The organism is Pseudomonas sp. OVF7 (genome assembly GCF_030644265.1).
Taxonomy (GTDB): domain Bacteria; phylum Pseudomonadota; class Gammaproteobacteria; order Pseudomonadales; family Pseudomonadaceae; genus Aquipseudomonas; species Aquipseudomonas gorinensis.
The window spans coordinates 6,462,412-6,473,908 of sequence record NZ_CP128996.1 but is presented as its reverse complement, the minus strand read 5'-3'; the positions used below and the strand labels follow the sequence as shown (position 1 = coordinate 6,473,908).

The window sequence follows — 11,497 nt, the reverse complement described above, 5'->3', positions numbered from 1 at the left end:
TCCTTTCAAGCGCAGGGCAGTGGTGTGATGCCTTTTAACATAGGCGAGTGGCCCAGGGATAAGGATGATGCAGCGCAGGATTCGTTGAATGCCCTCGCCATCGGTTAGACTGGCCGCCTTTCCCTGTCTCTAGAAGCCCGTTCATGGCCCAGCCGTCCACGACCTATAAATTCGAACTCAACCTCACCGACCTCGATCGCTCGGTGTACGAGAGCGTCAAACAGACCATCGCCCGCCACCCGTCGGAAACCGAAGAGCGTATGACCGTGCGCCTGCTGGCCTATGCGCTGTGGTACAGCGAACAGGTGTCGTTCGGCCGTGGCCTCTCGGATGTAGACGAGCCGGCCCTGTGGGAAAAAAGCCTGGATGATCGGGTTTTACACTGGATCGAAGTCGGCCAGCCCGATGTCGACCGCCTGACCTGGTGCTCGCGCCGCGCCGAACGTACCAGTTTGCTCGCCTATGGCAGTCTGCGCGTGTGGGAAGGCAAGGTGGTGCCGGCGGCGAAAAGTATGAAGAACGTGCACATCGCTGCCGTGCCGCAGGAAGTCCTCGAGACCTTGGCCAAGGACATGCCGCGCGTGATCAAGTGGGACGTGATGATCAGTGAAGGCACGATCTTCGTGACTGATGACCGCGGCCAGCACGAAGTGCAACTGCAATGGCTGGTCGGCGAGCGGGGTTGAAAAATGTGGGAGGTGGCGTGCTCCCGATGACGCTGGCGCCGGTCAAGTTGCAGTCACTGTTGCGCCGCTGCCGGGAGCCATTCGAATTGTCGCACCGCCCCTCCCACAGCTGACCCGTGCCGCTTTAAGCCGTGTTGTTTAACCGTTGTATCAGCAGAGAAGCTCCCGTCACCCCATGCGTATCGATCCTCGCCCATTACCCGCCGTCATGCCCTTCCTGGGTGAACTGCCACCGCTGTTGACCCGCCTCTATGCCGCACGCGGGGTGCAGTCCGAGGCGGAGCTGGATAAAAGCCTGGCGCGGTTGATTCCCTTCCAGCAGCTCAAGGGCATCGACGCGGCGGTAGACCTGTTGGTGACCGCATTGCAGCAACGCCAGCGCATCCTGATCGTCGGCGACTTCGACGCCGATGGTGCTACCGCCAGTACGGTGGGCACCCTGGGCCTGCGGCTGCTGGGTGCGGCCCATGTCGATTACCTGGTGCCCAACCGTTTCGAATACGGCTATGGCCTGACCCCGGAAATTGTCGCCGTCGCCCTGCAGCGCGAGCCGCAGTTGTTGATCACGGTGGACAACGGCATCTCCAGTGTCGAGGGCGTGGCGGCGGCGAAAGCGGCGGGGCTCAAGGTGCTGGTCACCGACCACCACTTACCGGGGGATGAATTGCCGGCGGCGGACGCCATCGTCAACCCGAACCAGCCAGGCTGTGAGTTCCCCAGCAAGGCATTGGCCGGCGTAGGCGTGATCTTCTACGTGCTGATGGCCCTGCGTGCTCGCTTGCGCAGTTTGGGCTGGTACGAGAACAAAGCGCAGCCGAACATTGGGGAGTTGCTCGACCTGGTCGCCCTGGGCAGCGTCGCTGACGTTGTACCGCTGGACGCCAACAACCGCATCCTGGTCCATCAGGGCCTGGAACGTATTCGCGCCGGTCGTGCGCGGCCAGGGATCAAGGCGATTCTCGAGGTCGCCAAGCGCGATGCGGCGCGCATCACGTCCACCGACCTGGGTTTTATCCTCGGCCCCCGGTTGAACGCTGCCGGGCGCCTGGATGATATGAGCCTGGGTATCGAATGCCTGCTGACCAGCGATTTTGCTGCGGCTCGGGAAATGGCTGCGCAATTGGACGGTATGAACCAGGACCGCAAATCCATCGAGCAAGGCATGCAGCGCGAGGCCCTGGCCCAGCTCAAGGACTTGCCGGTGGACTCGATGCCCTATGGCTTGTGCCTGTTCGATCCGGAGTGGCATCAAGGGGTGATCGGCATTCTGGCGTCGCGCATGAAAGAGCGTTATTTCCGCCCGACCATTGCCTTCGCCGACGCCGGTGATGGCCTGCTCAAGGGCTCGGGGCGCTCTGTGCCGGGCTTCCACATCCGTGATGCCCTGGCGGTAGTCGCCAGCCAGCATCCGAACCTGATCGCCAAGTACGGCGGCCATGCCATGGCGGCGGGGCTGACGCTGCCCGAGGCGAATTTTCCCCTGTTTGCCGAAGCCTTTGACGCTGAAGTACGTCGGCAATTGCGCGAGGAAGACCTCACCGGCCGGTTGCTGTCCGATGGCACCCTGGCGGTTGAGGAGTTTCACCTCGAACTGGCCCGCGCGCTGCGGCATGCCGGGCCGTGGGGGCAGCACTTTCCCGAGCCGTTGTTTCACGGCGTGTTCCAGTTGGTGGAGCAGCGAGTGGTGGGGGAGCGACACCTGAAAGTGGTGCTCAAGACCGAATGCGGGTCGGTGAAGCTTGATGGCATTGCGTTTGGAGTGGACCGCGAAGTGTGGCCGAACCCGACGGTGCGTTGGGTGGAGTTGGCCTACAAGCTGGACGTGAACGAGTTTCGGGGGAATGAAACCGTGCAACTGATGATTGCCCACATCGAGCCGCGCTAGATTTTACTAACACCGCAAAACAACTGTGGGAGGGGGCTGCACCCCGATAGCGGTAGGTCAGTCACAGCATTATTGACTGACACTCAGCTATCGGGGGCAAGCCCCCTCCCACAGTTTGATTTGTGTAAGGCTCGGGTTTACTCGGCCTTGGCCTGGTGCTTGACGATGATATCCACCAAACGCTTGGCCAGCGCCGGGTAGTTTTCGTCGAAGTGATGCCCGCCTGGCAGCTTCACAGCCTCGCCCACGGCGGTCTTGTCGGTACAGCCGCTCTCGTCGACCTCTTCGGCACCGTAGATGCACACCACTTTATCAGCCGGCAGCTTGGCCATTTCCGGGCCGGTCGCGGCTTCCTTGCCGGCATTGCCCAGCCAGCCTTCTACTTCGATTTCAAAGCTGCCGGTGCGGGCGAACGCCAGCAGGATGATTGCGTCGACGCGCTGCTGTTCGTTTTCCGGCATGCGGTTGTAGATCGCTGGCAGGACGTCGGCACCGAACGAATAACCGGTAAGCACGAAACGCTTGGTGCCCCACTTCTGCCGGTAGTGTTGCATCAGCTCGGTGAGGTCCTTGGCGCTTTGTTCCGGGGTCTTGTGCTGCCAGTAGTAGCGCAGGGTGTCGATGCCTACGACCGGATAGCCGATCTTGGCCATCTCGCCGGCCACGTCGCGGTCCAGGTCACGCCAGCCGCCATCGCCGGACAGGAACAGGGTCACGGTGTCCTTGGCCTGGCCTGCCGGCACTTCCACGACGGGAATCGCCAGGCCGCCGTTGTCCGAGCCCACCAGTTGCTTGCGCAGTTCGTTGTTCAGCACTTGCGGGTAGTGAATGTCGTAGTCGCTGATGCTGGTGGTGGCGCGCGGTGTGTCGCGGACGAAACTGGCGCTTTCATCGTCGGGGTTGTCATTCCATGCGACCAGCCAGTTGCCATGGGCGGATGTTTTCGGCAGCGGGTCCTTGCAGCCTTCCTGCACCAGGGCGAAGCCGACGGAAATGGCATTGGCCTTGTCGTCGTTCTGTGTGGCCAGCCAGCGCCAGGCGAGGGCGGCGCCAGGGCCAATGCCGCTGACCAGCGTCGCCGGGCCATTGAGCTGGCCCAGGGCGCCTTGCAGTGCTTGTTCCTGCAGCTTGCAGTCGTCCTTGGGCAGGATCACCTGGACAATCTGTGCCTTGCCGCCCTGGCTCAGGGCTATCAGTTGGCTGTCGGTCAGGGTTTCGTCGGCCATCACGGCCACGGCGACCCGGGCTTTCGCCGTACCGGCCGGGGTCACGCGGGTCATCACCGAGCCGTCGGCCTGGGGCAGTTGTTCCAGGGTTGGCTGCGGGGCAGGGCGGTTCCAGTACCAATAGCCGCCACCCAGGACCAGGGCGAGCAGCACTACAAAGGCCAATACATACCGCCAGGAGCGTCGAATCATCAGCGTTTCACCAATCCAGTCAAGCCGCCCGCGATCAGGGCGGCGGTATCGGCCAGTGCAACCAGCGGATCAAGTCCCGCGGGCACGGCCATGTAACGGGGTTCCCAGTCAGGCTGGAACTTGTCTTTGAAGCGGCGTAACCCTTGGAAGTTATACAGTTGCTCGCCACGACGGAACACCATTGAGCCCAAGCGTTGGGTCAGCGGCGCACCGCGTCGCGGTTGCAGGCCCGACAACGGCACCATGCCGAGGCTGAAGCGGGCATAGCCGTGGCTCTTATAGTGTTGAATCAGGCCGACCATCATGAACTCCATGGTCAGCTTTGGCGCGTCCGGGTGGGCGCGCATCAGGTCGAGACTGGCCAGGTCGTGGTTGTAGGTCTCGAGCAGGTTGGCAAAGGCTACCGGGTGCCCTTCGAAGCGAATGATCGCGATACGGAAGTGCTTGAGGTAGTCGTCGCTGAAGCGGCCCAGGGAAAAGCCTTTTTCCCGCACGTTCTTGCCGGTCAGCCAGGCGTCGGAAATGACCTTGAGTTCGTCCATCGGTGCGGTACCGGGTTCATGGATTTCCAGGGACAGGCCGTCCCGGGTGCCACGGTTCCAGGTGTAGCGCAAATCCTTCATCTCTTTGCCCTTGGCTTCCAGGTCAAAGCGTTTCAGGTCGACCCGGGCTTCTTCGCCCAGCTTGATCGCGGTCAGGCCGATGTCCATGTAGTACGGCAGGTTCTCCGCCCGCACCTGATAGAACACCGGGCGCGCATGGTGGATGTCGCACAGGTCACGGAACTGCCAGATCATCTCGGCGCGGGGTTGGGTCGGGCCGATCGGGTCGTACAGGGCCACCAGGCTGCGTCCGCGACGGGCATACATCAGGAAGGCCTCGTCGTTGGGGTGGAACAGTAGCGCCTTGTCACCGGTCAGTGCCAGGCCACCGTCGGGCTGCGACGAGGCCATCAGGATTTTGGTGGCACGCTCCAGCTCCTCCGCGGTCGGCAGGTGGATCACCGGGCGCGCCGTGCGCAGCAGCCAGGTCAGCGACACGATCACCAGCAGCACGGCGGCACCCAGCAGCGAGCGCAGGCCGCGTGGGGCGTTGGCATCCAGGGTGAACTGCCACCACAGTTGGTGGCTGTAAGGCACGTCTTGATAAGCGAACAGCAGCAGCCAGATCGACGCACCCAGCACGCACACGCTGGCCACCAGGTAGAGCGGCGAGAACGGTAGCTCGGTCAGGCGGCTGGCCCGGTAGAACGAGCGCCGGAAAATGGCCAGCAATACGGCGGTCATGGTCATCAGGCTGGCTTCTTCCCAGTCGAACCCCTTGAGCAGTGAAAGCAGGGCGCCGGTCAGCAACAGCACCATGGTCAGCATCCAGGCTGCGGACAAACGGCGGCGCAGGCCTTGGGCCAGTAACAGGCACAGCACGCCGATCAGGCTGGCACCGAAGTGCGAAGCGTCAATCAGGCGGTGGGGAATCAGGAAGCCGATGTTTTCCAGGCGCGAGTCGATTTCGGGCGTGGCGCCGGAAAACAGCAGGACCACGCCGGACAAAAAAACCAGTACGGCCAACACCGGCGCAGCCAGGCCCGAGGCCACTCGCAGGCTCTGTTGGGTCTGGAACAGGCGCTGTGCCTCGTTGACCAGCAGGAACACACAGGCGATCAGCAGCGGCAGCACCACGTAGATCATGCGGTACAGCAGCAGGGCGGCGGCCAAGGGGGCGGCCCCCAGTTTGTCGGCGAAGGCGGCCAGCAGGATGGCCTCGAATACCCCCACGCCACCCGGCACATGGCTGAGCACGCCAGCGGCCAGGGCCAGCAGGTACACCAGCAGGAACGGGCCGAAGGGCGGCGCTTCCGGCAGCAGCATATAAAGGACGGTGGCGGCGGCGGCGACATCCAGCGCGGTGATGATCAGTTGCAGGAACGTCAGGCGTCGGCCAGGCAGGCGCAGCGTGCGGCGGCCCACTTTGACCAGCAGGTTGTCCGGGTAGGGTTGCTCCGGCAGGCGACGGCGATAAATGCCGATGCACAGTGCGGCCGACAACAGCAGCACAGCACCGGCAATAGCGCCGAGCAAACCTTGCGATACATGCAGGGCGGTGGACGCAGCAGGCAAGTTGCTCAAGGTGGCCAATGCAGCCAGCGGCGGCAGGGCGCAGCCCAGGGCCAGGCTGGCGAACACGGTCATATGAGCGACTTCTGAAGCGCCGATACCGTGGCGTGCATATAAACGGTAGCGTACCGAACCGCCCGAGAGCATCGACAGGCCAATGGCATTACCGATCGCAAAGGCAGTGAAGCCGCCGAGGGCCAGGGTCTTGGCAGGTAGTTTTACGCCGGCATAGCGCGCGCCGGAAAACTCATAGCCCAACAGAATGATGAAGCCGGCGACGGCGGCGGCGAATGCGCCGAGCAGTGAAGGCTTGGGCACTTCCAGGATCGAGTCGTGGAGGGCGTAGAGGTCCAGCTCCAGCAGCAGGTGGCGGCAGGCGACGAGGGCGATTGCAAACAGCAACAAGGTTACTGCCAGCCCGATGGGTTGGCGATATTTGCTCAACAGATCCAGCCAGCGCAAACGGGTGGGAGTGATCGGTTGTTCTGCTGTGACGGAGTCTTGTGGTTCAGACGAGTTGGCGCGCATCAATCACCTCGTGGATTGTGCGCGACAGGATGGAGGTATCCAGCCAAGTTACCAATCCCTATGGACAAAATAATTACAAATATTAACGCGTATCGCCGGGGGCGGCGACTGCGGCCATTGGTCGTAGAGGATTAAGCATAGTGTGCAATGGAATGGACTCTATAAACCCTATACGGTTTCATGAAAGATGCCATGCCATTGTTTCAGAAGAGCTTTTTCACCGGATACAAAAAAGGCCACTCTTTCGAGTAGCCTTCTTTGATGTTTGGTTGCGGGAGCCGGATTTGAACCGACGACCTTCGGGTTATGAGCCCGACGAGCTACCAGACTGCTCCATCCCGCGTCTGTGGGCGGCATTCTACAGTCCAGCGGCGAGGTGTCAACCGTTAATGGGTCGATGGGTCAAATAAGTGTGAAATGAGAGGGGGGAGGTCGACTGCGGAAGGTAAGTGCGCGATGGGCAAAGATTTTTTTGTCTTACAATTTTCATACAGACACAAAACAGACACGCACAAAAAAAGGCCACTCTTTCGAGTAGCCTTTTTTGATGTTTGGTTGCGGGAGCCGGATTTGAACCGACGACCTTCGGGTTATGAGCCCGACGAGCTACCAGACTGCTCCATCCCGCGTCTGTGTGTCGGCATTCTACAGAGGAACGCGGGTGTGTCAACCTGTGAATTGAAGAAAAGCGCTTGTGGTTCAATTGCTTAGCTCTCCAAGCGCGTAGCTCGGTACGCTCGGGCCCAGTCTGGCTGAGGGTTTCAGCTCTATTGGGCGGACAATCTCGATTGAAAAAATAAATTCACCTTGGATTTTTCCTACCGCTCAGACGGAAGAATCAAACTACTGGTGCTATATACAGGGGTGAGTGCGATACTGGCCACCCGTTGAACTACACCCTTTATATGACGCAGCGCAAAATCATCCACGTCGACTGTGATTGCTTCTACGCCGCCATCGAGATGCGCGATGACCCGAGCCTGGCGCAAAAGCCGCTGGCGGTAGGGGGTTCGGCCGATCGGCGTGGTGTGATTGCCACCTGCAACTACGAAGCGCGGGCCTATGGCGTGCGCTCGGCGATGTCCTCTCACCATGCCCTGAAGCTCTGCCCGGACCTGACCATCGTCAAGCCGCGCATGGATGCCTATAAAGACGCGTCGAAGGAAATCCAGACGATCTTTCGCGACTACACCGACCTGATCGAACCGCTGTCGCTGGATGAAGCCTACCTGGATGTCTCTGACAGCCCGCACTTTGGCGGCAGTGCCACGCGTATCGCCCAGGACATTCGCCGCAGGGTTTCCAACCAACTGCACATCACCGTGTCCGCCGGGGTGGCGCCGAATAAATTCCTGGCCAAGATCGCCAGCGATTGGAAGAAACCCAACGGCCTGTTCGTGATCACCCCCGACCAGGTCGAAGACTTTGTCTCCCAGTTGCGCGTGAGCAAGCTGCATGGCGTTGGCAAGGTGACGGCGGACAAGCTTGCGCGCCTGGGCATTGAAGACTGCTTGCAGTTGCGCGAGTGGAACAAGCTGGCACTGGTGCGCGAATTTGGCAGTTTTGGTGAACGGCTGTGGAGTCTGGCCCGTGGGATTGATGAGCGTGCGGTGCAGAATGACAGCCGCCGGCAATCGATCAGTGTGGAAAATACCTATGATGTTGACCTGCCAGATCTCTCAAGTTGCCTGGCGAAACTCCCCGAATTGATGGAAACCCTGGCCGGGCGCATGGCGCGCATCGACAGCAGTTACCGCGCGGGCAAGCCGTTCGTGAAGGTGAAGTTTCATGACTTTACCCAGACCACGCTGGAGCAGGCCGGGGCAGGGCGGGACCTGGAGAGTTATCAACAGCTGATGACCCAGGCATTCAATCGCGGTGGCAAACCGGTGCGGTTGCTGGGGATTGGGGTGCGGTTGCTCGACCTGAGTGGTGGCAACGAACAGTTAGAGTTCTCTTGGTAGAAACCGGGAACAAAATGTGGGAGGGGGCAAGCCCTAATGCTGTTCAGTCAAGCGTACATCGCCTTCTATAGGAGCGAGCAAGCTCGCTCCTACAAAAAAGCCTTAACTGAATGGCATTCGGGCTTGCCCTCACACATTTAGATCTAAGCGTTTCCGAAGTATCAGCGTGCGCCGGGATCCGCCACCAAGCGCCCCGCATCCTTGGTCAGCGCTTGCAGGAATTCCTGTTGCAACTCCGGATCATTGCGGGTCAGTTCAATCAGGCTTTGTTCCAGCTCGCTGGCTTCTTCTTCCAGCCCCAGTTCCGACAGGCGCTTGACCCGATGCACCCATTGGCTGACTTCGTCATCTTCCAGGTCGTCGTAGATCAGGGCATGCGCTTCCAGCAGCTTGCCGCGCAGGGTGTTGCTGATCGCCAGGGTCGAGTCCGAATGCACGTCGTCCTGGCCATCTTCCACGCTGATCTTCAAGGTCGTGATGCGGTTCAAGTCCTGCTCGGCGAACGGGCTGTCCAACAGGTTCAGGCGCAGCACGCCATTACGGTCGGTGGTCAGCTCATGCACTTGCCGGCCGGCGGTGACCTGTACCGGACGCTCGCTCCAGGGCAGGCTCGAATATTCCACACGCTTGTCGCGCTGGACTTCATCAATACCCGCCAGGTTCTGTTGCGCACGGCCATGGGATTGCACGTTCATGAACGGGTTGAGCCCGTCCACGCCGTAGGTCAGCCAGTCATGGGTCATGCTGGTGGGCAAGTGCCCCAGGGCAAAGATATTCGCCACGTTCGCGCCTGCGCCCGCCACAAGGGCAACTGCTCCCAAGGGCATCTCATAGAGTTTGCGCCAGGGTTGGTAAGGGGTGTAGCGGTCGTAACGACGGGTGACTTCGAACTCGGTGACCTCGAAGGTCTTCTGCTCATGAATGCGAACCCGGCGTTGCGGCAGCTCCAGCACTTTGGGTTCGCCGACATCGATCTGCAGGCTGTGGTCGAGCAATTTCCGCTCGACCCGCTCCTCGTGCTCACTGCGTTGCGACATCTGGTTGGCGCAGCCGCTGACAAGCAGGGCGCCGCACAAGGCGGCGCCCCCCAGGGCTCTGGTGTTTCGCTTGAACATGACTTCTCTTGATCTGGTTTTCAGCGACGAATACGCGCCTGGAGGAAAGACAGCACGTCAGCCACCGGCAACGGTTGGGCTTCGGCTTCGGTCCGGCTCTTGTATTCGAGATTGCCATCGGCCAGGCCGCGGTCACTGACCACGATCCGGTGCGGGATGCCAATCAGTTCCATATCGGCGAACTTGATGCCCGGGCTGGTTTTCTTGTCGCGGTCGTCCAGCAGCACTTCAAAACCGGCTGCCGTCAGTTCGGCATACAGTTTGTCGGTGGCTTCGCGGACTTGCTCGGTTTCATAGCGCAGCGGCACCAGGGCCACCTGGAACGGCGCCAGGGCGTCACTCCAGATAATGCCTTTCTCGTCGTTATTCTGCTCGATCGCAGCGGCAACCACGCGCGAAACGCCAATGCCGTAGCAACCCATCTCCAGGGTGATCGGCTTGCCGTTCTCGCCCAGCACTTCGCACTTCATCGCCTTGCTGTACTTGTTACCCAGCTGGAAGATATGCCCGACTTCGATGCCGCGTTTGATTTCCAGGGTGCCCTTGCCATCCGGGCTTGGGTCGCCGGCCACCACGTTACGCAGGTCGGCCACGGTCGGTACTGGCAGGTCGCGCTCCCAGTTCACGCCGAAGTAGTGCTTGTCGTCGATGTTCGCGCCGATACCGAAGTCGCTCATCAGCTCGACCGAACGGTCGATGATGATCGGCAGTGGCAGGTTCAGCGGGCCCAGGGAGCCGGCGCCGGCGCCAATGGCGTCACGCAGTTCGGCATCGGAGGCCATGACCAGCGGGCTGGCCACGCCAGGTTGCTGGGCGGCTTTGATTTCGTTGAGTTCGTGGTCGCCGCGGATGACCAGGGCGATCAGCTTGCCTTTTTCTTCGGCATGCACGATCAGGGTCTTGATGGTCTTTTCAATCGGCAGATTGAATTTTTCCACCAGGGCCGCAATGGTCTTGGTCTCCGGGGTGTCGACCAGGCGCAGCTCTTCTGCCGGGGCTGGACGGGACGTTTCCCGTGGCACGGCTTCGGCTTTCTCGATGTTCGCCGCGTAGTCGGAACCGTTGCTGAACACGATATCGTCTTCGCCGGACTCGGCCAGTACGTGGAACTCGTGGGAGCCGGCGCCGCCGATGGAGCCGTTGTCCGCTTCAACCGGGCGGAATTTCAGGCCCAGGCGCGTAAACACGTTGCAGTAGGCGGTATGCATGCGGTCGTAGGTGACCTGCAAGGAAGCCTGGTCGGCGTGGAACGAATACGCGTCCTTCATGATGAACTCGCGGCCACGCATCAAGCCGAAGCGTGGGCGGATTTCATCACGGAATTTAGTCTGGATCTGGTACAGGTTGAGGGGCAGCTGCTTGTAGCTGCTCAACTCGTTGCGCATCAGGTCGGTGATCACTTCTTCGTGGGTCGGGCCCGCACAAAAGTCGCGGCCATGCCGATCCTTGAAGCGCAGCAACTCAGGGCCGTACTCTTCCCAGCGCCCGGATTCCTGCCACAACTCGGCCGGTTGGGTGCTCGGCATCAACACTTCCAGAGAGCCGGCGGCGTTCATTTCTTCGCGAACGATCGCTTCGACCTTGCGCATCACCTTCAAGCCCATGGGCAGCCAGGTGTACAGGCCGGAGGCCAGCTTGCGGATCATACCGGCGCGCAGCATCAGCTGATGGCTGATCACGACCGCATCGGAAGGCGTTTCTTTCTGTGTGGCGAGCAAATATTGACTGGTACGCATGGTAGGCCGTTGTCGGTTGCTTGAACTTGAAATGACTTGGGATTGTACGGG

Annotated in this window: 7 protein-coding genes and 2 tRNA genes; 3 read left to right on the top strand and 6 right to left on the bottom strand. The window is 60.9% G+C overall.

Annotated features, from left to right (window positions below; all coding sequences use genetic code 11):
• Nucleotides 1-143: 143 nt before the first annotated feature.
• Both QU606_RS29445 and recJ read left to right on the top strand, forming a co-directional pair.
• Nucleotides 144-686 carry a YaeQ family protein gene (locus QU606_RS29445; protein ID WP_024077227.1) on the top strand — a complete coding sequence of 181 codons (543 nt, stop codon included), beginning with the start codon at nt 144-146 and terminating at the stop codon, nt 684-686.
• Between the two features lie 175 nt (nt 687-861).
• Nucleotides 862-2,571, top strand: coding sequence for a single-stranded-DNA-specific exonuclease RecJ (gene recJ, locus QU606_RS29440; protein ID WP_069076904.1), 1,710 nt, complete (start codon nt 862-864; stop codon nt 2,569-2,571).
• A gap of 137 nt (nt 2,572-2,708) precedes the next feature.
• On the opposite strand, the gene QU606_RS29435 is transcribed toward recJ, so the two are convergent.
• From QU606_RS29435 to QU606_RS29420, 4 genes are all read right to left on the bottom strand, one after another.
• On the bottom strand, nt 2,709-3,989 hold the full coding sequence (locus tag QU606_RS29435) for a virulence factor family protein (RefSeq protein ID WP_024077225.1): 1,281 nt from the start codon (nt 3,987-3,989) through the stop codon (nt 2,709-2,711).
• Nucleotides 3,989-6,631 (bottom strand): bifunctional lysylphosphatidylglycerol flippase/synthetase MprF, encoded by a 2,643-nt coding sequence (gene mprF / locus QU606_RS29430; RefSeq protein WP_024077224.1) that lies wholly within the window; start codon nt 6,629-6,631, stop codon nt 3,989-3,991. Before mprF ends, QU606_RS29435 begins: the two co-directional genes overlap by 1 nt.
• 266 nt (nt 6,632-6,897) lie before the next feature.
• Nucleotides 6,898-6,974, bottom strand: a tRNA-Met gene (locus QU606_RS29425).
• 209 nt (nt 6,975-7,183) lie between these two features.
• Nucleotides 7,184-7,260: transfer RNA gene (locus tag QU606_RS29420), tRNA-Met, on the bottom strand.
• A gap of 276 nt (nt 7,261-7,536) precedes the next feature.
• Here QU606_RS29420 and dinB point away from each other — a divergent pair.
• Nucleotides 7,537-8,595, top strand: coding sequence for a DNA polymerase IV (gene dinB, locus QU606_RS29415; RefSeq protein ID WP_304997895.1), 1,059 nt, complete (start codon nt 7,537-7,539; stop codon nt 8,593-8,595).
• A gap of 161 nt (nt 8,596-8,756) precedes the next feature.
• On the opposite strand, the gene QU606_RS29410 is transcribed toward dinB, so the two are convergent.
• Together QU606_RS29410 and QU606_RS29405 are read right to left on the bottom strand one after the other, a co-directional pair.
• Complete coding sequence (locus tag QU606_RS29410; protein ID WP_024077221.1) at nt 8,757-9,710, bottom strand: hypothetical protein; 954 nt, start codon at nt 9,708-9,710, stop codon at nt 8,757-8,759.
• A 20-nt stretch (nt 9,711-9,730) separates the two neighbouring features.
• Entirely contained in the window at nt 9,731-11,446 is a 1,716-nt protein-coding gene (locus QU606_RS29405; protein WP_024077220.1) for a proline--tRNA ligase, read from the bottom strand.
• Nucleotides 11,447-11,497: the final 51 nt, after the last annotated feature.

Bases quoted from the DNA above. Each gene is read 5' to 3' on its own strand.
- QU606_RS29445 (WP_024077227.1), top strand. From the start codon at position 144: ATGGCCCAGCCGTCCACGACCTATAAATTCGAACTCAACCTCACCGAC.
- QU606_RS29405 (WP_024077220.1), bottom strand. From the start codon at position 11,446: ATGCGTACCAGTCAATATTTGCTCGCCACACAGAAAGAAACGCCTTCC.
- recJ (WP_069076904.1), top strand. From the start codon at position 862: ATGCGTATCGATCCTCGCCCATTACCCGCCGTCATGCCCTTCCTGGGT.
- mprF (WP_024077224.1), bottom strand. From the start codon at position 6,631: ATGCGCGCCAACTCGTCTGAACCACAAGACTCCGTCACAGCAGAACAA.
- QU606_RS29435 (WP_024077225.1), bottom strand. From the start codon at position 3,989: ATGATTCGACGCTCCTGGCGGTATGTATTGGCCTTTGTAGTGCTGCTC.
- QU606_RS29410 (WP_024077221.1), bottom strand. From the start codon at position 9,710: ATGTTCAAGCGAAACACCAGAGCCCTGGGGGGCGCCGCCTTGTGCGGC.
- dinB (WP_304997895.1), top strand. From the start codon at position 7,537: ATGACGCAGCGCAAAATCATCCACGTCGACTGTGATTGCTTCTACGCC.